Raw genomic sequence first — 20,789 nt, 5'->3', positions numbered from 1 at the left:
ACCCGCGAGCCATGACCGCCATGCACGCCATCGACGTCCACAGCCCGCGCGACTCACAACTGATCGGCTGGCTCCCCACCGCCACTTCTGCGGAGGTGACCGCCGCGCTCTCGTCGGCGCGATCCGCGTGGCCGACCTGGGCCGGCGTCGCGGCGGCCGAACGCGGGGAGGCGCTGAAGGAAGCCGCTTCCTGTTTGAGGGCACGGGCGAACGACCTGGCCACGGTGGTGGAGACCGAGACCGGGCGGCCGTTCGCGTCGGCTCGTGAGGGTGTGCTGGCGGGTGCCGCGACGCTGGAGCAGTACGCCGAGCTCGGTCCAGTCCATCGTGGACGGTCGTTGCTCGGCTCGGCGGTGGACTTCATGGTTCCCGAACCACGCGGTGTCGTCGTGGCGTTGACCCCCTGGAACGATCCGGTCGCCGTGGCGTGCGGGCTGCTGGGAGCGGCGCTGGTGACCGGGAACGTGGTGGTGCACAAGCCGAGCGAGCGTTGTCCGCACACCGGTCTGTTGCTGGCCACCGTGCTGCGGCCCTGCTTCCCCGCGGGTGTGCTGCAGACCCTGGTCGGTGACGGCGAGGTGGGCGGCGCGCTGGTGAGCTCCTCCGACGTCGACCTCGTCGCCCATGTCGGCAGCACCGCCGCCGGGCGCGCGATCGCTTCTATGTCGTCAGCGAAGTTGTTGCTGGAGAACGGAGGCAACGATCCGTTGCTCGTCGACGACGACGTAGACCCGGCGTGGGCGGCCTCGCAGGCGGCACTGGGCGCGTTCACCAACGCCGGTCAGCTGTGCACGTCGGTCGAGCGGATCTACCTGCACAAGACGATCGCGGCGCCGTTCCTGGAAGCGCTGTGCGCCGAGGCCCGCCGGTGGAACGACGATCCGCAGCCGCTGGTCGACACCCGGCACCGGTCGTTCGTGCACTCACAGGTGTCGGACGCGCTCGCGGTGGGAGCGTCGGCGCTGGTCGGCGGTTGCGTGCCGGAGGGCCCTGGCGCCTACTACCCGGCGACGGTGCTGGCGGACTGCACGTCGGCGATGAGGGTGATGTGCGAGGAGACGTTCGGCCCGGTCGCGCCCATCCAGCTCGTGTCGTCGTTCGACGAGGGGCTGGCCGAGGCGAGCTCCGGCGACTACGGCCTGGCCGCCACCGTGCTGACCAGCTCGATGGAGCACGCCCAGCAGGCCTGGCGCACCCTCCCGGTCGGCACGGTGAAGATCAACGCCGTGTTCGGGGGCGCTCCCGGTGGCGCCGCCCAGCCGCGCGGCGCGTCCGGCACCGGGTTCGGCTACGGCCCCGAGCTGCTCGACGAGATGACCACGACCAAGGTGGTCCACCTCGGCGTTCCTAACGGCCGGTCGTGATCAGCCGGAAGCCCGCTTCCCGCACCTTGTCCTCCGGCAGCACGTTGCGGGTGTCGAAGATGCGCGGGTTCCTGACGGTGTCCGCGAGCTCGGGCCAGTCCAGTTCGGCGAACTCCGGCCACTCCGTCAGCACCACGAGCATGTCCGCGTCCGCCGCCGCCTCGATCGCGGAGCCCCTGGTCCTGATGTCCGGCTGGTCGTCGCGCACGCTCGGGTCGTAGGCGCTGAGCTGGGCACCTTCCTGGGCGAGCAGCGCGGCCACGACGAGCGCGGGTGAGTCGCGCAGGTCGTTGGTGCCGGCCTTGAACGTGAGCCCGAGCAGGCCGATCCTGGCGCCGTCGAGGTGACCGAGCTCCCCGCGGATCCTGTCGACGACCCGGTGCGGCTGGTGCCGGTTGGTGGTGATCGCCCCTTCGAGGGTGGCGAAGTCGACGCCGGCCGCTTTCGTCGTGGCGAGCAGTGCGAGGGTGTCCTTGGGCAGGCACGAGCCGCCCCAACCTGGGCCTGGCTGCAGGCACGACGCGCCGATCCGGTCGTCGAGCCGCATGCCCTCGGTGACGCCGTCGATGTCGGCCTCGAGGGTCTCGCACAGTTCCGCCAACGTGTTGACGTACGACAGCTTCAGCGCCAGGAAACCGTTGCTGGCGTACTTGACCAGTTCGGCGCTCGTGTTGTCGGTGAGCACGATCGGCGCACCCGTGGCGGCGTACAACTCTGCCACCTCGTGCGCCTGCCGTTCGGTCTGAGCTCCCACGACGATCCGTTGCGGTCTCAGGAAGTCCTCGACCGCGTGGCCTTCCCTGAGGAACTCCGGGTTCGACACGACCCCGGGGTGTCGTGCCGCGGTGCCCACCGGAACCGTGGACTTCAGCACGACGCCGTGCGACGCCCTGGCCAGCACCTCGTCGACCGCCGACAGATCGGCCGCACCGTCGGGTCCGGCCGGCGTCGGCACGCAGACGAACGTGAAGTCCACACCGGACACCGCGCTGCCCTCGACGAACCGCAGGTTGCCGCTGTCCAGGCCTTCGCGGACCAGCTCGCGCAGACCGGGCTCGTGCAGGGCGACCTCCGCCGCGGTCAACGACTCGATCTTGGCCGCGTCGGTGTCCGCGCAGGTCACGCGGTGCCCGAGGTGCGCGAAGCACGCGGCCGTGGTCAGGCCGACGTAACCGGCGCCGACGACTCCGATTCGCCTCGCTCGCACAGCGCACCTCCTACCGCGTCGAGGACTTCCTCCACCGTGATCTTCAACAGCCCCGGATCAGGCTCGCCGGCGAACGTGTCGCCGGTCTCGCCGTACCAGAGCACCCGGTGCGGGCCCCGGCGCGGGCCCCAGATGTCGGGCGAGACCGGTCCGAACAGCAGAACCGAGGGCGTGCCATAGGCGGTGGCGACGTGAGCGACGCCGGTGTCGCCGCAGATGACCAGGCGGGCTGTGGCGATCAGGTCCATGAGCTCGGAAAGGCTGCCCGACACGGGTTCGGGGACGATCTGGCGGGCCAGCTCTTCCTCACCGGGCCCGGCGGTGACGACGACGTCCAGCGGCTCGGCCAGGTCCAGAGGGTCTCCTGACGCCGGTGGGTTCACCACCTCTGCTCTCAACGCCCGGGCAACGGCGGCGTACCTCTCCGCCGGCCACCTCCGCGCGCCGGTGCTCGCGCCCGGATGGATCACGACCCGGTTGGTCCTGGGGCCGAGCGGGCGCAGCCTGAAGTCGTCCGGATCGCAGCGGATCCCCTTGCGCTGCAACAGGTCACACCACCGCAGCATCTCGTGCCGTTGGGCGGGCCAGTCGGCGAGGGTGTAGGTGAGCAACCGCCGCGGCTTCGTCGCCATCAGCCTTTCCACGCTCTGCGGTCCCTTGCCGTGCAGGTTCACCGCGAGGTCCGGCCGTGCGAAGTCGATCGGTCCCAGTTCTTCCGTCGGCAGCAATCGGTCTACTGCCTCGATCCGGTCCACCGCGTCTCTCAGCCATTCCGGGGCCGCGAGCGTGATCTCCGTGTGCGGAAACGCTGCCCGCAACCCCCTGAGCGCGGGCACGGCGGTCAACAGGTCGCCGAGCCCGAGTGCTCTCAGCACCAGGATCCTCACGGCCGCACCCGCCGATACCGCATCTCGCCCCGGATCCGGTGCGCGCAGGCGGCGGGCGGGATCAGCGCGCTCGTGACCACCATCCGCGCGATCTCGTCCCACGTCCGCGGTCCCGGTGCGATCCGCTTCACCGCGAACCACCCGGTCAGCGCCGCCCACACCGTCCCCAGCAGCACAGCGATCCGGCGTCGTCCCGTCAGTCCACAGAGGATCGAACCAAGGCCGGCCGCCGTGGTGATCACGTGCGTGCGAAGCCTTCCCCGTTGTCCTCCGATGCGCGAACGCCACCCCGCTCCCACCAGCCGGCGCATCAGTGCGTCGTCGGCGTTGCCGCGCTGCTGGTCCACGCTCGTCATGAAGGTCGCGGGCTTCACGGGGTGTGTCGTCACCCGTGAGCCGCGCACGATCCGGTAGCCGAGATCCTGCACGCGCAACGCCAGTTCGGCGTCCTCGCGGTAGGCGCGCGGGAAGCGTTCGTCGAAACCGCCCGCTCGCGCCAGAGCCTCGCGCCGGTACGCCATGTCGGCGGTGATCCAGCGGGCGTTGGCGAGTCCGGCGGTGCCGCGTTCGGCGTCGGTGGGCCTGCGGTCCTCCGGCAACGGCACGACGATCCTGGCCTGGCTCGCACCCACGTCTTCGGGCAGGTCCGCGAGGTCCGCGCTCACCTGCTCCTTCCAGTCGGGAGCGAGCACCACGTCGTCGTCGAGGAACGCCACCCACTCGCCGCGTGCCTCGCGCCAGCCGGTGTTGCGCGCGGAAGCCGGTCCGAGCCCGGTCTCCCGGTCGTCCACGACGATGATCTCGAGCGGTTCCGGCCCCGAACCCTCGACCAGCGCGTCGAGCAGGTCGTTCAGGCTCGGGCGGCCGACGGTGGGGATCACGACGGAGTACGTCATCTGCGCACCACGTACGGGCCGATGGCGAGCAGGTCGACCGGTGACGAGCCGAAGCACTCGAGCGCGTCACGCGGGGTGTCCACCATGGGACGGCCGGCGGTGTTGAGGCTGGTGTTCACGACGACCGGCACGCCGGTCCGCGCCTCGAACTCGCGCAACATCCGTTCCAGCAACGGGTCGCCGGCCACCGTCTGGGCTCGCGCGGTGCCGTCCACGTGTACGACGGCCGGAATGCGGTCAGTCCACTCCGGGCGGACGTCGTGCACGAAAAGCATGTAAGGACTGGGGATCGGGCCGCGCGAGAACACCTCGGCCGCCCGGTCGGCCAGCACCATCGGCGCCACCGGGCGGAACTGCTCGCGCCCCTTCACATCGTTCAAGCGCGTGAGGTTCTCGGCGAAGCACGGGTTCGCGAGCAACGATCGGTGACCGAGTGCGCGCGGGCCGTACTCACTGCGGCCCTGGAACCACGCCACGATCTTGTTCGCGGCCAGCGCCTCGGCCACCTCCACCGCGACGTCCGCGGGCTTCTCGAACGGCACCGCGGCGATGCGCAGCACCGACTCGATCTCGTCGTCGGAGAATCCCCGGCCGAGATCCGCTCCCGGCATCGCCTCCGCCGTGCCGGACACGTGCAGTGCCGCGCCCAGCGCCGTCCCCGCGTCCCCTGCTGCGGGCTGGATCCAGACCTCGTCGAACGGCCCCTCGGCGAAGATCCGGGTGTTGGCGACGCAGTTCAGCGCCACCCCACCGGCCATGGTCAGCCGCCGCTCGCCGGTGCGGTCGTGCAGCCACCGCACCAGCTCCAGCAGCACCTCCTCCAGCCGCACCTGCACGCTCGCGGCCAGTTCGGCGTGCTCCCTGGTCAGCTCCTCGTCCGCAGCCCGTGCTTTGGCCAGGGTGCTCCAGTCCAGCGGGCGGATCTCGAAGCCTCCCTCGTGAACCAGTACGTGTTCGCGCAGCAGGTCCAGGTGCACCGGTTGGGCGTGCGCGGCCAGGGCCATGACCTTGTACTCGTCGCTGGAACGCAGGAATCCGAGATGGTCGGTCAGCTCCTCGTACATCAGGCCGAGCGAGTGCGGCAACCGCTGCGACGCGAGGGTGGTCAGCGTCCGGTCGGCGTACTGGCCGGCGAGGTGGGACCCGCACTCGCCACGGCCGTCCGCCACGAGCACGGCGCAGTTCCCGTCGAACGGCGCGGCGAGCCCGGCGGAAGCGGCGTGGGCGACGTGGTGCGGCACGAACCGCACGATCTCGGGATCGAGGCCGGACAACGCCGTGGCCAGGAACCGCGGAGCCTGGCGGGCGTAGGTCGTCCGCAGCTCCTCCCACGGCGCGTACTCGGCGTCGACCAGCGACGGGTCGTACGAGTACGCCACCGCGTCGAGGTCGGCGGCGGTGAGCCCGGCCTGGTCGAGGCACCAGCGCGCGGACAGTTCCGGCTGCTCCCACGCCGAGAACGGCACAGGGCGTTTGCCGTGCTTGCGGCGGGAGAACCGTTCCTCCTCCGCCGCCGCCACGATCCGGCCGTCGGCCACCAGTGCCGCGGCCGGGTCGTGGAACACCGCGTTGATCCCGAGAACTCGCATGTCGTGCGGCTACCCGGCGAATTCCCGGGCAAACGAGCGAAGCCCCTCGTCCAGCGGAACCGTCGGCTGCCAGCTCAGGATCTCGTTGGCGAGACTGATGTCCGGCCGGCGTCGCCGCGGGTCGTCGGTCATCGACTCCACGTGACGGACCACCGACGAACTGCCGGTGACCTCGATGGTCTTGCGCGCCACGTCCAGCACCGTGACCTCGGCGGGGTTGCCGAGGTTGATCGGACCGGGATGGTCGCTGCGGGCCATCGCGAGCAGCCCTCGCACCAGATCCGAGACGTAGCAGAGCGACCGGGTCTGCAGCCCGTCGCCGTGCACGGTCAACGGCTCCCCCGCCAGGGCCTGCCGCAGGAACGTCGGGATCATCCGGCCGTCCCGCGCCCGCATCCGGGGCCCGTAGGTGTTGAAGATCCGCACGATCCCGGCGTCCACACCGTGTTCCGCCCGGAACGCCACGGTCATCGCCTCACCGAACCGCTTCGCCTCGTCGTAGACGCTGCGCGGCCCGATCGGATTGACATGGCCCCAATAGGACTCCCGCTGCGGATGTTCCTCGGGATCCCCGTACACCTCACTGGTGGACGCGACGACGACGCGCGCGTCCTTGCGCCGAGCCAGGTCCAGCACGTGGTAGGTGCCAAAACCGCCTGTTCGCAACGTGTCCACCGGCATGCGCAGGTAGTCCACGGGCGAGGCCGGGCACGCCAGGTGCACGATCAGATCGACCGGCCCGAGCAGGTCCAGCGGGCGCGACACGTCGGCGGCGATCACTCCCACCCCGTCCGGCACGTTGTCCCGTGAACCGGTGCGGAAGTCGTCGACGCAGACGACCTGCGCGCCGTCACGCAGCAGCGCTTCGCACACGTGCGAGCCGAGGAAGCCCGCGCCGCCGGTGACGACAACCCGCTCAGGCGACATCGGAGACCGTCCTGCGCCACTCGTTCACGGCTTGCTCCTCCCGTTTGTCGCCTGGTTCCCCGAGACGGCCGTCGCAAACACGTGTCGCCCTGCCGGTGCGCGGGTAGCCGGGGCCACATGGAAGGCAGCCGTCTCACCGTGGTCATCGCCCTGCTCGCGAACACCGGTGTCGCGGTGCTCAAACTGGTCGCCGGGCTGCTGTCCGGCTCCGGCGCGCTGCTGTCGGAGGCCGCGCACTCGGTCGGCGACACCTCGACGCAGATCCTGCTGCTCACCGCGGTCAAGCGGTCGGAACGGCCGGCCGACGTGAAGCACCCGTTCGGCTACGGCAAAGAGCGTTACTTCTGGTCGTTGCTCGCCGCGTTCGGAATCCTGATCTCCGGCGCGGTCTTCTCGCTCTACCAGGGCGTCCACACGATCATCTCGCCGCACGAGGAAAGCACCTACGTGTGGGTGAACTACGTCGTGCTCGCCATCGCGTTCGTCATGGAAGGCGTGTCGCTGGTGCAGGCGACCCGGCAGGTCCGCATGGAGGCCGAGGAGCACGACCTCTCCTTGGCGGGAGAACTGCGCGGCACCGACGACCCGACGCCTCGCGCGGTGTTCACCGAGGATCTCGCCGCCGTGATCGGCATCGTGCTGGCGGCGGCCGGTGTGGGACTGCACCAGCTGACGGGTTCAGCGGTGTGGGACGGCATCGCGTCGATCCTGATCGGCGTGCTGCTCGCGGTGGTGGCGGTGCTGCTCGGCAAGGTCTGCAAGGGCCTGTTGATCGGGCGCCAGGCGGATCAGCGACTCGTCCGGGCCATCTGGGAGCACATCGAGAAGCAACCGGAGGTCGACGATCTGGTCGACGTCCAGACAATGCTCACCGGAACGGACAAAGTGCTCGTATGTGCACGAGTCGACTTCATCGACACCTATTCCGCCGGCGATGTCGAACAGGCCTGCATTCGCGTCGACAACGAGCTGCGCGAGCTGTTCCACGACGTCGACGAGGTGTTCATCCAGCCCGTACCCAGGACGAACGCCGATTTGCGGGACCGCGTTCTGCGGCGGTACGGGCGCGTTCTGACCGACTGAGTTTCATTCTTGGAACGCCGGGTATTGCTTTTCGGTGGATCGCATAGCCGACGTATGGGGGCCACGCACTCCGCACGGTCGTGAGATGAACTGGCCGGTCCGGGTCGACCAGCAGCTCGCGGACGGTCTCGCGGAGTCCGATGTGGACCGATGGGTTCAGTCGGCGTGCGTGCTGTGCAGCAACGGATGCGGCTGCGACATCGCGGTCAAGGACGGCCGGATCGTCGGTGTGCGCGGGCGTGCTTCGGACATCGTCAACCACGGCAGGCTGGGCCCGAAAGGGCTTTACGGCTCGTGGCAGGCACATCATCAGGACCGCCTCACGAAACCGTTGATCCGCCGCGACGGCGTCCTCGTCGAAACCGACTGGGACACCGCGATGGACACGATCGTGCGGAGGTCACGGGAGCTTCTCGCCGACATCGGACCGTTGTCGCACGGCTTCTACACCAGCGGACAGCTGTTCCTCGAGGAGTACTACACGCTCGGCGTCATCGGGAAAGCCGGCATCGGCACGCCCCACATGGACGGCAACACTCGCCTTTGCACGGCAACGGCCGCGGCGGCGCTGAAGGAGACGTTCGGCTCGGACGGCCAGCCGGCCTGCCACGCCGACATCGACCTGTGCGACGCGCTGTTCCTGTTCGGGCACAACATGGCCTCGACGCAGACCGTGATGTGGACACGTGTGCTCGACCGGATCGCGGGCCCCGATAGGCCCAAGGTCGTCGTGGTCGATCCGCGTAGCACCCCGACCGCCGAGGCCGCGGACGTGCACCTCGCGCCGTTGCCCGGCACGAACCAGGCGTTGTTGAACGGACTGCTGCGCGCGGTGATCGAGCACGACTGGCTCGACCACGACTACATCTCCCAGCACACGCTGGGTTTCGACGAGTTGAAGGCGACCGTCGAGCCGTACACGCCGGAGCACGTGGCCTCGATCTGCCGCATCTCCCCCGTCGGCCTGCTGCGCGCCGCCGAGATCTTCGGCACCTCGCGACGCGTGCTCTCGACCGTGCTGCAGGGCTTCTACCAGTCACATCAGGCGACCGCGGCGTCGTGCCAGGTCAACAACCTGCACCTGCTGCGCGGCCAGATCGGCAAGCCGGGCAGCGGTGTGCTGCAGATGAACGGCCAGCCGACCGCGCAGAACACCCGCGAGGCCGGTGCGGACGGCGATCTGCCCGGGTTCCGCAACTGGGACAACCCCGAGCACGTCCAGCAGCTCGCGCGGCTGTGGAACGTCGACCCGCTGACCATCCCGCACTGGGCGCCGCCGACGCACGCGATGCAGATCTGGCGCTACGCCGAACAGGGTTCGATCAAGTTCCTGTGGATCTCCGCCACGAACCCCGCCGTCTCGCTGCCGCAGCTCTCGCGCATCCGCGACATCCTCAGCAAGGAAGACCTGTTCGTGGTGGCGCAGGACGCGTTCCGGACCGAGACCACCGAGTTCGCCGACGTCGTGCTGCCCGCCGCTCTGTGGGGCGAGAAGCAGGGCACGTTCACGAACCTCTCCCGTGTAGTGCACCTGTCCGAGCAGGCCGTCGCGCCGCCCGGCGAGGCGCGCAGCGACCTGGACATCTTCCTGGACTACGCGCACCGCATGGGTTTCCGCGATCGCGACGGCGCTCCGCTGATCACGTGGAAGGACCCTGAGGGCGCGTTCGACGCGTGGCGCGAGTGCAGCCGCGGTCGTCCGTGCGACTACACCGACCTTTCCTACGACAGGCTGCGTGGTGGCAGCGGAATTCCCTGGGGTGGCAAGGAACGGCTCTACGGCGACGGCGTGTTTCCCACTGCCGCGGACTATAGCGAGGACTACGGCCACGATTTCCTGACCGGCGCCTCGACCACGCCTTCGGACTACAAGGCCCGGCGACTGGATGGGCGGGCTTTCTTGAAGGCCGCCGAGTACACGCCCGCGCCGGAGCAGACGAGCGACGAGTACCCGTTCCTCTGCACGACCGGCCGCTCGGTCTACCACTTCCACACCCGCACCAAGACGAAGCGCGCGCCGGAGCTGCAGAAGGCCGCGCCGGAGCCGTGGGTCGAGATCTCCTGGGCGGACGCAGCCTCGCTCGGTGTGGCGGAAGGAGATATCGTGCGGGTCGAGTCCGAACGCGGTGGCGTGGAGGTTCCGGTCCGAATTGGACGGTGCCGGGACGGTGTGGTGTTCCTGCCGTTCCACTACGGCTTCCAGGCCGCCAACGAGCTGACGCCGACCGAGTGGGACCCCGTGTCGAAGCAGCCGCTGTTCAAGATCAGCGCCGTGCGGATCAGGAGGGTCTGATGCATCTCGCGACCTACCTGGGACTCCTGCACACCTCGCTGCAGACGCTGGCCGACGCGTTCCGCGAGGTCGCGAAAGGCCACGGCGACGAACCGGACATCCACCACACCTGTCAGGTGCTGGCGAAGCGCCTCGACGGCCAGGCCGAGAAGCTCGGCCCGATCGTCGAGAGGTACGGCGAACATCGGGAATCGGAGCCGGAACGCCTGCACGCCGCGGAGTTCTCGGAAACCCGGAGCGGCGGTGTCGGGCTGTTGCGCGACCTGCAGGACCTGTACGCGCTGGCGTCGTTCACCGACATCACCTGGACCGTCGTCGGCCAGGCCGCCCAGGGACTGCGCGACAAGGAACTTCTGGACGTCGTGAGCTCGTGCGAGCAGGACACCGCACGACAGCTCACGTGGTTGAAGACGCGGATCAAGCAGAGCGCCCCGCAGGCGCTCATCGCGGCGAGGGGATGAGATGGCTGACACTGGGGTGCGCACCCTGATTCCGGCGCGAATCGACAGACTGCCGTGGTCGCCGTTCCACACCCGGATGGTCGTGGCGCTGGGCGTCGCGTGGATCCTGGACGGCCTGGAGATCACGGTCGCGAGCGCGATCGCCGACACGCTGACCAAACCGGAGACGCTCGGGCTCTCCTCCACCGCGGTCGGCCTGCTCGCCACGGTCTACCTGATCGGCGAGGTCGTCGGCGCGCTCTACTTCGGTCATCTCTCCGACCGGCTGGGCCGCCGCAAGCTGTTCATGATCACGCTGGGCGTCTACCTGGTCGGCTCAGGCCTGACCGCGCTGACGCTGGGCAACGGCACCGGTTGGCTGATCTTCCTCTACCTGACCAGGTTCGTGGCCGGCATGGGCATCGGCGGCGAGTACGCGGCGATCAACTCCGCGATCGACGAGCTCATCCCCGCCCGGTTCCGCGGCCGCGTCGACATCGCGGTCAACGGCACCTACTGGGCGGGCGCGGTGCTCGGCACGCTCGGGTCGTACATCCTGCTCAACCAGGTCGAGCTGTCGCTGGGCTGGCGGCTCGGGTTCCTCATCGGACCGGTGCTGGGCCTGGTGATCCTGGTGGTGCGCCGGCACCTGCCGGAGAGCCCGCGCTGGCAGATCATGCACGGCCGCACCGACGCCGCCGAGGAGACGCTCGCCGGCATCGAGGCCGAGGTCGAGAAGGAGTCGGGCTCTGCACTGCCGCCGGTCGACGAGAAGAAGGCCATCGAGGTCAAGCCGGCCGAGGAGATCGGCTACCTCGCGCTGGCCCGCGTGCTGTTCCGCGAATACCCCAGCCGCGCCGTGCTCGGTGCCACGCTGATGATCACGCAGTCGTTCCTCTACAACGCGATCTTCTTCACCTACACGCTGGTGCTGGGCAAGTTCTACGGCGTCTCGTCCGAGTCGACACCGCTGTACCTGATCGCCTTCGCGGTGGGCAACCTCGTCGGCCCGTTCACGATCGGGCACCTCTTCGACACCATCGGCCGCCGCCGCATGCTGTTCCTGACGTACGCGATCTCCGGTGCCCTGCTCGGCGTCACGGCCGGACTGTTCTACGCCGGTGCGTTGAACGCGATCACGCAGACCATCGCGTGGTGCGTGATCTTCTTCTTCGCCTCGGCCGGCGCGTCAGCCGCCTACCTGACGGTCAGCGAGATCTTCCCGCTGGAGGTGCGGGCGAAGGCGATCGGCGTCTTCTTCGCCATCGCCCAGTGCTTCGGCGCGCTCGGCCCGGTGATCTACGGCGCGCTGATCGGCACCGGCGAGCACCCCGTCCGGTTGTTCATCGGATACCTGATCGGCGCGGTCGTGATGATCGCCGGCGGGCTGGTCGCGCGGTTCCTCGCGGTGGACGCGGAGAACAAGTCGCTGGAGGACATCGCCATGCCGCTGTCCTCCACCGCGCGGCGCAGCGGCACGCGTGCGGAGGGTGCGGCCTCACCGTTCTCCACCTAGCCCATCCGGAATCGTCCGGGATCGCACTGCCGTCCTCGGTGCCGGTGAACGCTGGCCGGGAAAGCACAGTGCCGACCGACCGGAGGCTTCCTTATGAAGACGATCACCCGCACCATCGCGCTCATCGGAACCGCGGCGCTGGCCGCCACCCTGGCGGCCACACCCGCCGTCGCGTCGACCGGCACCAAGTGCCTGGTGCAGCACGACCTCTATCAACAGCCGGTCGCCGCGATCATCGCCTACGCCGAGGCACCCGAGAGTCCGCTGTGCGGCGTGGGACTGATCTCCCTCAAGGTCTGGCGCAACGGCGTGCTCGTCTCCTCCCAGTCCGGCTGGGTCGCGCTGAACTTCCGGTACGACTGCGTCACCACCGCGCCCACCGAATGGCGGACCAACTGGGACGCGACGCGGATCTTCAACTGCGGCTGATCACTGAAGGCCGACCCTGAGGATCCCGCCCCGCTGCACGAAGGTCTCGGGCAGCCACGGCAGGGTTTGTTCGTGGCCGTTCCACCGCACGTCCTCGACGTAGATGTTCGGGGCGCCCGGCGCGAGGATCGTGATGCCGCGCTGGGCGATCCGGGCCTTCGGGAACATCGGGCTGGACACGTGCAGCTCGGCGCTGCTGGGCGTCCTGGGGTACAGGCCGAGCGCCGCGAAGACGTACCAGGCTGACATCGTGCCGAGGTCGTCGTTGCCGGGCAGGCCGTTCGGGCCGGTGCGGTAGACCAGCTTCGCCATCGCCCTGACGGTTTCCTGGGTCTGGCGGGGCTTGCCGAGCTCGTTGTAGATCCACGGCGTGTGGATGCCGGGCTCGTTGGTCGGGTCGTACCGCAGCGCGTCGCCGCCCGTCGCCCACGAGCCGTCCGCGCGGTGGAAGAACCCGTCGAGCCTGGTGGCGGCGATGTCCTTGCCGCCCATGGCTTCCGCGAGGCCTTGAACGTCGTGCGGGACCATCCACGTGTAGGTGGCGCTGCTGCCCTGCGCAAAACCCTGGTCGGAGGCCGGGTTGAACGGGGTCACCCAGGTGCCGTCGGCCTTGCGCGCCTGCTGGTAGCCGATCGCCGGGTTGAACGTGTTGCGCCACCAGCCCGCGCGCTTGCGCAGCTCCTCGCTCGGACGGCCCAACCTCGTCGCGAGGTCCGCCAGTGCCTGGTCCGCGACGGCGTCTTCGAGGGTCTCGGCGGCGCCTCCCCAGCAGTGGCAGGTGTCCTGCGGGGCGTAGTTCAGGCGCAGGTACTCGGCGAGGTTCGGGCGCTGGCCCTCGCACTGGCCGGGGCAGCCCTTGTCGGACAGGCCGTCCGGATGCGGCACGGTGGCCTGGCGCAGCAGCGAGTCGTACGCGGCGCGGACGTTGAAGTCCTTGGCGCCCATGGCGTACATGCCTGCGATCGCCGGCGCGGAAGGGTCGCCGGTCATGACGTGGGTCGGGCCGTTGACGTGGACCCAGCGGTCCCAGACGCCGCCGTTCTGCAGTGCCAGGTTCAGCAACGACTGGGCGTAGTCGCTCGCCACCCGCGGTTCGAGGAACGCCAGCAACTGGGTGTGGGCGCGGTACTGGTCCCAACCGGAGAAGTTGCCGTACTGGGCTTTCTGGCCCGGTGCGAGCCTGCGCACCTTGCGGTCGCTGCCGAGGTACGTGCCGTCGACGTCACTGGCCACGTTCGGCTGCAGGAACGAGTGGTAGAGCGCGGTGTAGAAGATCTTGCGCTCGTCGGTGGTGCCGCCGTCGATCTCGACCGCGCGCAGTTGCCTCGCCCACGCCTTGCGGGCTTTCCCTGCGACGTCCGAGACCGTGGCGCGCTTCGGGATCTCCGCCGCGAGGTTGCGCTTCGCGGCGTCCGCGCTGGTGTAGGAGATGCCGACGCGGGTGGTCACCTTGGTGTCCGCAAAGGACACATAGCCGCCGGAACCCTTGCCCGCACGCGCACTTCCGGTCAGATAGCCCTCGCCGCCCGTCGCGGTCGTCGTGCCCGGCCGGAGTTCGCTGTTGATCCACGTGCCGTACGACGTGATCGGGCGGTCGAACGAAGCCGTGAAGTACAGGCGGTAGTAGGTCTTCTGGTTGTTCACACCGCCGTTCGCGCGCCGACCGCAGAACGCGCCGGTGAGCACCGAGCCCGACACCGTGTTCGTCACGGGGTCGATGGTGATCTCGGCGTCCTCGCTGCCGTTGAGCGAGTTGGAGGTGCGGAACAGCAGCGAACCCGAGTTCTCCGACGGGTAGCTGAACTCGCCGATGCCGGCTCGCGTCGTCACCGAAAGGTCCACGTTGGCGCCGGACTTCAGGCCGACCCGGTACCGGCCGGGTTCGGCGATCTCGTCGGCGTGCGTGAAGTCGCTGGCGTAGACCTGGTCCTTCGTGTCCGCGGTCGGCGACGTCGTGATCGCGCCGACGTGCGGCATGATCGGCACGTCCCCCGCCGCGCCAGGGTGGCAGCCCGCGCCGTTGACGTGGGTGAGGCTGAAGCCGCGCACCCTCGTGGCGTCGTAGGCGTACCCGTTGGCGGCGCCCGTGTTCGTCTGGTCGCCGCGGGTCGACGTCGGGCTCCAGGAGATCATCCCGAACGGCCGCACCGCGCCCGGATAGGTGTTGCCGCCGCCCGCCGAGCCGATCAGCGGGTCGACGGACCTCGTGTCGTCCCTGACCGCCGCGCTCGCGGGAGTCGCCAGCGCGGCGGTGAGGACAGTGACCAGAAGAACCGGGAGCGCTCTCACGACCCGGGACGATAACCGGTTCTCAGTAAACGCAGGGTGGCCGGTAACCGTCGATCTTGAGCCCCCGGAACTCGAGGTCGTTCTTCGTCTTGCCGACGAAGACCAGGCCACGGGCGTCGTCGAGGGCGTCCGTGAGCGGGTAGGCGGGCTTGCCCAGCTCCGGCAAAGTTGTCCACTTGTCAGGGTTGAAGCTGAAGAACTTCGTCACCAGCCTGCCGCGGGTGGACGGGATCTTGGTGACCCACTTGTCGCCGCCGCTCCAGTGCGAGGCGGGCCGCAGCTGGACGTACAGGTCGTTGGTGGCGCTGTAGGTCATCCAGAAGCCGTGCGACTTGGACAGATCCGCCTGGGCCTCGAACTTGTTGCCGAGCCAGACGACCATCACAGCCCAGTCGTCGGCCAAGAATCTGATCTTGGCCGTGTAGTCGTGCCTGTTCCTGGGCACGAGAATGCTGCCGGTCGCGGGCTCGGTGGCACCCTCGCCACTGGCGATCCACTGCTGCAACCGGTCGATGGACGGGGTCTTGCACTCGTTGCCGTGCGAGGCGTTCGCGGCGGTCGTCGTGCCGAGCGTGAACAGCATCGCGCACGCGATCACCGCGACGCGGCCGAGCGTCGAATTCAGGCGCATCTCGCGGACCGTACTCGCAATTGGTATGAACCATTTCGTTCACCGTTGACGAGAGTGACCTGGACAGCGGATTGTGAGGCCGCCTCGCAGCGGCTCACAGTGTGGGCGTGCGCCCTGCCAGATGGCTTGGATTCATAGCCGCCGTAACGACTTTCGCCGCCCAGCCGACCTCTCCCGCCGCCGCCTCCCCCGACTGCCCGTCCACCGTCGACGAACGGACGTTCACCTCCGCCGCCTCCCTGCGCGAGCTGAACGCCACCGTGGCGGGCTTCGGCGTGCGCTCCACCGGGAGTCCCGCCCACAACCGGATGATCTCCTGGCTGGACCGCCGGGTCTCCCGCCTCCCGGGCATGTCCGTGCGCTCGGAACGCTTCCCGATCCTGCGCTGGCAACCCGGCCCCGGCCTGCTCGTCGCCAGCGGTGTGGTGCCGGTGGCGTCTGCAATCCCCTACTCCGCCCCGAGCCTGCGGTCCGGCGAGCTCGTCCAACTACCCCCTGGCACACCGATCACGGCTGCCAACGCCCGCGGCAAGGTGGTCCTGCGCTCGTTTCCCGCCGTCGACCGCGGCTATCTCGCCGAACCCGTGCTCGACCGCGACATGACCGACGCGGGCATCGCCGGTGCAGCAGGTGTCGTCGTCGCCTTCCCGTTCCCGCACGACCAGGTCCGGGGCTACTGGGACCCGCACACCGGCACCCATTACCGCGTGCCCGGGGTGTTCATCGGCTCCGACGCGGCCCTGAAGCTCCAGGTCGGCAAGCGCACGACCATCGGCGTACTGGCAGGCCGCGCGCCGGCCGTGACGCGCTCGCTCATCGCCACGCTGCCCGGCCAGAGCCCCGAGCGCGTCGTCATCGACACCAACACCGACGGCGTGGGATGGGTGCAGGAGAACGGAACCGTCGCCCTCCTCGCCCTGGCCGAGCACTTCGCCCGCCTGCCGTTGCGCTGCCGTCCCCGCACCCTGGAGTTCGTCTTCGCGACCGGCCACCTGCACCGCCCGGCCGAAGGCAGCGAGTTCCGCGCCCGCGCACTCGACGCCGAGTACGACTCGGGTTCCGTCGCGTTCGCCTTCGTCCTCGAACACCTGGGCACGCGCGAGTTCCTGCCGTCCGAGGGCTCTCTGCGGCCGACGGGCGCGGCGGAGCTGTCCGCCTGGTTCGCGGGCAGTCCCGCACTCGCGCAGGCGGCCTCGGCAGCGCTGACCGGACGCGCGGTGGACCGCACCTTCGTGTTGCCCGGCAGCGATCCGCCGGTGCCGGGCCGTACGCCGCCGCAGTGCTCATTCGGCGGCATCGGCACGCATTTCCACTCGCACCTGGTGCCGACCATGGCGATGATCTCCGGGCCGTGGACGCTCTGGGCGCCGTCGTTCGGCGCCGAGGCCGTCGACCACGAACGCATGCGCCGCCAGGTCCTGGCCGCGGGCGACGCTCTGCTGGCACTCGGGCCGGTGCCGCGCGACCAGATCGCCGGGCCGTACCTCGATCTGCGGCGGGCACGGGCGGCGGGCGCACCCACCTGTCCGCACGACTTGCCGCCAGAGTGGGCACCTAGAAAGTGATCAACGCCTGCACCGGCAGATGGTCGGACGGGTACTGGCCATCTCGCTGGTAGGTGTTGATCGCGGCGGACTCGACGCGCACACCGCGCGTGAGGATCCAGTCGATCCGCGCGCCGTTCGGCACCAGTGGCCCGTAGCCGTGGAACGTCCCGTAGGCCGGGGTGGTCCGCGGGCCTGCCAGCCAGGTATCGGTCAACCCGCCGATCAGGATGTCGTAGGTGGGCGACGCCGCAGCCGGGGCGTTGAAGTCGCCGGTGAGCACGACCGGCAACGTCACGACGCCGAGCTGCGCGTGCACGAACTCCGCGCTGCGCAGGCGGGAGTTCTCCGACTCGTGGTCGAAGTGCGTGTTGACGGCGAGGAACTGCTTGCCGGTCAAGCGATCCCGGAACCGGATCCACGTGACCATGCGGATCACGTTGTTGCCCCACGACCTCGATCCCACGACGTTCGGTGTCGCGGACAGCCACTGGTGGTCGAACTCGAGCGGCTCCAGCCTCAGGGTGTCGAAGAAGATCGCCATGAACTCGTCGTGGCTGCCGCCCGCCCGGCCGAGCCCGATCCAGTCGTAGTGGTCCGGCAGATCGTGCGCGATGTCCAGCAGCTGTGGGTAGAGGCCCTCTTGTGTGCCGAGGATCGCCGGCAACTCGGTGAGCAGGAGCTGAGCCATCACCGGCCGTCTTGAAGCCCACGAGTTCGGCTCCGCGTCCGAGGCGTACCTGAGGTTGAACGACATGACGCTCAAGGTCGACACCGCTCCGAGCATAGAAACAGGCCCGCTCTCAGCGAGAGCGGGCCTGCGTTCTACGCCGGCGCGTAGCCGGTCGGGCGAGCGGTGAACGTGCCGCGGCCTTGCGTCCGGCTGCGCAACCTCGTCACGTAACCGAACATCTCCACCAGCGGCACCGATGCCGTCACCACGGTCTCACCGGACCGCGCCTCGGAGCCGAGGATCCGGCCCCGCCGCGCGCCCAGGTCACCGAGCACGCCACCGAGGTACTCGTCGGGCACGGTGACCGTGACTTCGGCGATCGGTTCGAGCAACGTCATCGCGCCCGCCTTCAGGGCCTCGCGCAGACCCATCCGTCCCGCCGTGCGGAACGCCATGTCCGTCGAGTCCTTGACGTGCGTGGACCCGTCGGTGAGCGTCACGCGCAGCCCCGTCACCGGGTGGCCGAGCGGTCCCTCGGCCAGCGCGTCGCGGCAGCCCTGTTCGACCGCGCGGACGAACTCCTGCGGCACGCGCCCGCCGGTGACCGTCGAGCGGAACTCGAAGCCGGTCTCCAGCGGCTCGGTGTCGAGGACGATGTGGGCGAACTGGCCCGCACCTCCGTCCTGCTTCACGTGCCGGTGGACGAATCCCTTGACGCCGGTCGAGAGGGTCTCGCGGTAGGCCACCCGCGGACGGCCCATCGTGATCTCGACGCGGTGCTGAGTGCGTGCCTTCTCCAGCGCGACCTCCAGATGCAGCTCACCCAGACCCGACAGCACGGTCTGGCCGGTCTCGGGATCCGTCCTGAACTGCAGCGACGGGTCCTCGTCGACCAGGTGCGCCAAGGCTTCGGTCAGTCGTGCGTTGTCGGCCGACGTGCGAGCTTCAACTGACACTGAAACCACCGGATCAGCCGAAACCGGCGGTTCGAGCAGCAGCGGAGCCGTTGGTGCGCACAGGGTTGTGCCGGTGCGCGCCGACTTCAGGCCCACGAGAGCCACGATGTCGCCCGCGACCGCGGTGTCGACCGGCGTGTGCCGATCGGCCTGCACCCGCAGGATCCTGCCGATGCGTTCGGTCCGGCCGCCCACGAGCACCGTCTCTCCCTTGTGGAGGGTGCCCGAGTACACGCGGACGTACGTCAACCGTCCCGTGGCGGTGGCGTTCACCTTGAACACCAACGCCGCGAACGGCGCGTCCGGATCCGCCTGCCGCTCCTGGCCGTCGACGCCCCGCACAGCGGGAACGTCCACAGGGGACGGCAGGTACGCGATCACCGCGTCCAGCAACGGTTCGATGCCCCGGTTCCGGTACGCCGAGCCGCACAGAACGACGGTTCCGGCGCCCTCACGCGTCAGGTCCCTCAGCGCGGTCCGCAGCGTCTCCTCGGACAAACCTCCCGAGAAGAACTCCTCCACCGCGTCGGGATGCAGTTCCGCCACCGTCTCCTCGAGCAGGCGACGACGCCGTTGTGCTTCCGCCATCAGCGTTTCCGGCACAGGACCTTCGACCAGCGACGGATCCCACGTCAGCGCGCGCATGCGGACCAGGTCGACGACGCCGACGAACCCGTCCTCGACGCCGATCGGCAGCTGCACCACCAAAGGCACGGTGTGCAGTCGCGTGCGGATCGAGTCCACGGCCCTGTCGAGGTCCGCGCCCGCCCGGTCGAGCTTGTTGACGAACGCGATCCGCGGCACACCATGGCGATCGGCCTGACGCCACACGGACTCGCTCTGCGGCTCGACGCCTGCGACGCCGTCGAACACCGCGACAGCCCCGTCCAGCACGCGCAGGGACCGTTCGACCTCGTCGGAGAAGTCGACGTGCCCTGGCGTGTCGATGAGGTTGACGCGATGCCCGTCCCACGTGCAGCTGACGGCCGCGGCGAAGATCGTGATGCCGCGGTCGCGTTCCTGCGGGTCGAAGTCCGTGACGGTCGTGCCGTCGTGCACCTCGCCGCGCTTGTAGGTGGCGCCGGTGGCGAACAGGACGCGTTCGGTGAGGGTGGTCTTGCCGGCATCGACGTGGGCGAGGATGCCGAGGTTGCGGACGGCGTTCAACGTGATCGTGCGCATGGCTGAAGTGCCTTTTCTTGGTGCGAAAGGAACTACGAGGTCAGCGCGATGAACCGACGAACGACCAGGCGTTCGTCAGACACTCCGGTGCCCGGCGCGCAGCGAGCAGCCGGGGTGCGGAGACACGAGGATCACGTCGAAACGGGACGGGAGGACGGCAGCGTTGCGCATGGCCGGTCTCCTCTCGTCACTCGCCTGATGATGTTGATCGTGGAGTGTAGACACGGGAACGCTCGCACGACAGCGGTTTAACGAATCAGGAGCGCCTGAATCTTCTCCGCAGCTGTTCCAACAACGGACCACACTTCGTTGTTCCTCAGGAGTTCGCGCAGCTCGCGGACCGCGTCCACCTCTTGCTGATCGCGGAAAACCTCGCCGAGCTCGAACGAGAGCTTCGGGTTCATGACCTCCTGGATCGCCCACTGCTGCAGGACGTTGCCCGGCAGCACCTCCGGGACCCGGTAGTAGAACTCGGCTCGCTTCAGCGGCCGGCGCACTCCCGCGTGGATGGCCGCGTCGCGAGCCCACCACTCGGCGACCCTCTCGGCTTCCTCCTGCGACTCCCACTGCCTCGGCACACGCCGATCCACCTCTTTGGTCAGCTGGCGTTGCACAGCGGGTTGGTAGACCCCGCGCACCCGGAAGTTCGTCAGGTGCACCCGAGGCACGACCATCTGGGACACCGGCCCGGGGCTGCCGCGGTGCCGGCCGACCACCACGACGTCCTGCCCGCCGTCACCCCACTGCGGTGGCAGCACCCACAGTTTCGTGCCCGGCGAGAAGTGCTTCAGATCGGTGGCGGCCACGTTCGCGACCACGCACCACCCCAGCAGCTCGTCCATCGTCACAGTCTGACGAGGAACACCACTGCGACGCTCGTCGT

At 69.2% G+C, this 20,789-nt stretch carries 17 protein-coding genes; 7 read left to right on the top strand and 10 right to left on the bottom strand.

The genetic code is table 11. The features are described 5' to 3' along the window. Positions 1-11 precede the first annotated feature (11 nt). The gene (locus ABZ345_RS01770) at positions 12-1,364 is read left to right on the top strand and encodes an aldehyde dehydrogenase family protein (RefSeq protein ID WP_359841867.1); all 1,353 of its coding nucleotides are present in this window, start codon (positions 12-14) and stop codon (positions 1,362-1,364) included. On the opposite strand, the gene ABZ345_RS01765 is transcribed toward ABZ345_RS01770, so the two are convergent. Genes ABZ345_RS01765 through ABZ345_RS01745 form a run of 5 tightly spaced genes read right to left on the bottom strand, consistent with a single transcriptional unit; the run spans position 1,348 to position 6,870 of the window. Further along, on the bottom strand, positions 1,348-2,571 hold the full coding sequence (locus ABZ345_RS01765) for a UDP-glucose/GDP-mannose dehydrogenase family protein (RefSeq protein ID WP_359841865.1): 1,224 nt from the start codon (positions 2,569-2,571) through the stop codon (positions 1,348-1,350). The genes ABZ345_RS01770 and ABZ345_RS01765 overlap by 17 nt on opposite strands. After that, the gene (locus ABZ345_RS01760) at positions 2,523-3,458 is read right to left on the bottom strand and encodes a glycosyltransferase family 9 protein (RefSeq protein WP_359841863.1); all 936 of its coding nucleotides are present in this window, start codon (positions 3,456-3,458) and stop codon (positions 2,523-2,525) included. The genes ABZ345_RS01765 and ABZ345_RS01760 overlap by 49 nt, the downstream gene beginning before the upstream one ends. Then, the gene (locus tag ABZ345_RS01755) at positions 3,455-4,354 is read right to left on the bottom strand and encodes a glycosyltransferase (protein ID WP_359841861.1); all 900 of its coding nucleotides are present in this window, start codon (positions 4,352-4,354) and stop codon (positions 3,455-3,457) included. The genes ABZ345_RS01760 and ABZ345_RS01755 overlap by 4 nt, the downstream gene beginning before the upstream one ends. Further along, positions 4,351-5,943 (bottom strand): carbamoyltransferase C-terminal domain-containing protein, encoded by a 1,593-nt coding sequence (locus tag ABZ345_RS01750; RefSeq protein WP_359841859.1) that lies wholly within the window; start codon positions 5,941-5,943, stop codon positions 4,351-4,353. Before ABZ345_RS01750 ends, ABZ345_RS01755 begins: the two co-directional genes overlap by 4 nt. A gap of 9 nt (positions 5,944-5,952) precedes the next feature. After that, the gene (locus ABZ345_RS01745) at positions 5,953-6,870 is read right to left on the bottom strand and encodes an NAD-dependent epimerase/dehydratase family protein (protein WP_359841857.1); all 918 of its coding nucleotides are present in this window, start codon (positions 6,868-6,870) and stop codon (positions 5,953-5,955) included. 117 nt (positions 6,871-6,987) lie between these two features. On the opposite strand from ABZ345_RS01745, the gene ABZ345_RS01740 reads away from it, so the two are divergent. From ABZ345_RS01740 to ABZ345_RS01720, 5 genes are all read left to right on the top strand, one after another. Continuing rightward, positions 6,988-7,953, top strand: coding sequence for a cation diffusion facilitator family transporter (locus ABZ345_RS01740; protein WP_359841855.1), 966 nt, complete (start codon positions 6,988-6,990; stop codon positions 7,951-7,953). A gap of 85 nt (positions 7,954-8,038) precedes the next feature. Beyond that, positions 8,039-10,246, top strand: coding sequence for a nitrate reductase (locus tag ABZ345_RS01735; RefSeq protein ID WP_359841853.1), 2,208 nt, complete (start codon positions 8,039-8,041; stop codon positions 10,244-10,246). Beyond that, positions 10,246-10,707, top strand: a complete 462-nt coding sequence (locus ABZ345_RS01730; RefSeq protein ID WP_359841851.1) for a hypothetical protein — start codon at positions 10,246-10,248, stop codon at positions 10,705-10,707. Before ABZ345_RS01735 ends, ABZ345_RS01730 begins: the two co-directional genes overlap by 1 nt. A gap of 1 nt (position 10,708) precedes the next feature. Next, positions 10,709-12,202: an MFS transporter gene (locus tag ABZ345_RS01725; RefSeq protein ID WP_359841849.1), complete on the top strand. Its 1,494-nt coding sequence runs from the start codon at positions 10,709-10,711 to the stop codon at positions 12,200-12,202. Positions 12,203-12,295: 93 nt separating this feature from the next. After that, complete coding sequence (locus tag ABZ345_RS01720) at positions 12,296-12,631, top strand: hypothetical protein (RefSeq protein WP_359841847.1); 336 nt, start codon at positions 12,296-12,298, stop codon at positions 12,629-12,631. On the opposite strand, the gene ABZ345_RS01715 is transcribed toward ABZ345_RS01720, so the two are convergent. Together ABZ345_RS01715 and ABZ345_RS01710 are read right to left on the bottom strand one after the other, a co-directional pair. Continuing rightward, a complete protein-coding gene (locus tag ABZ345_RS01715) occupies positions 12,632-14,920 on the bottom strand; it encodes a GH92 family glycosyl hydrolase (RefSeq protein ID WP_359841845.1) in 2,289 nt (762 codons plus the stop codon). Between the two features lie 22 nt (positions 14,921-14,942). Beyond that, the gene (locus ABZ345_RS01710) at positions 14,943-15,503 is read right to left on the bottom strand and encodes a hypothetical protein (RefSeq protein WP_359842240.1); all 561 of its coding nucleotides are present in this window, start codon (positions 15,501-15,503) and stop codon (positions 14,943-14,945) included. A gap of 155 nt (positions 15,504-15,658) precedes the next feature. Between ABZ345_RS01710 and ABZ345_RS01705 the strand changes: the two genes are divergently transcribed. Beyond that, positions 15,659-17,116: a hypothetical protein gene (locus ABZ345_RS01705; protein WP_359841844.1), complete on the top strand. Its 1,458-nt coding sequence runs from the start codon at positions 15,659-15,661 to the stop codon at positions 17,114-17,116. Here ABZ345_RS01705 and ABZ345_RS01700 read toward each other — a convergent pair. From ABZ345_RS01700 to ABZ345_RS01690, 3 genes are all read right to left on the bottom strand, one after another. Then, positions 17,106-17,870 carry an endonuclease/exonuclease/phosphatase family protein gene (locus ABZ345_RS01700; protein ID WP_359841842.1) on the bottom strand — a complete coding sequence of 255 codons (765 nt, stop codon included), beginning with the start codon at positions 17,868-17,870 and terminating at the stop codon, positions 17,106-17,108. The two genes, ABZ345_RS01705 and ABZ345_RS01700, sit on opposite strands and share 11 nt — an antisense overlap. A gap of 50 nt (positions 17,871-17,920) precedes the next feature. Then, the gene (gene fusA / locus ABZ345_RS01695) at positions 17,921-19,906 is read right to left on the bottom strand and encodes an elongation factor G (protein WP_359841840.1); all 1,986 of its coding nucleotides are present in this window, start codon (positions 19,904-19,906) and stop codon (positions 17,921-17,923) included. Positions 19,907-20,154: 248 nt separating this feature from the next. After that, positions 20,155-20,748, bottom strand: coding sequence for a hypothetical protein (locus ABZ345_RS01690; protein ID WP_359841838.1), 594 nt, complete (start codon positions 20,746-20,748; stop codon positions 20,155-20,157). Positions 20,749-20,789: the final 41 nt, after the last annotated feature.

The organism is Lentzea sp. NPDC005914 (genome assembly GCF_040629405.1).
GTDB lineage: Bacteria > Actinomycetota > Actinomycetes > Mycobacteriales > Pseudonocardiaceae > Lentzea.
This window is presented reverse-complemented; position numbering and strand designations above follow the sequence as displayed.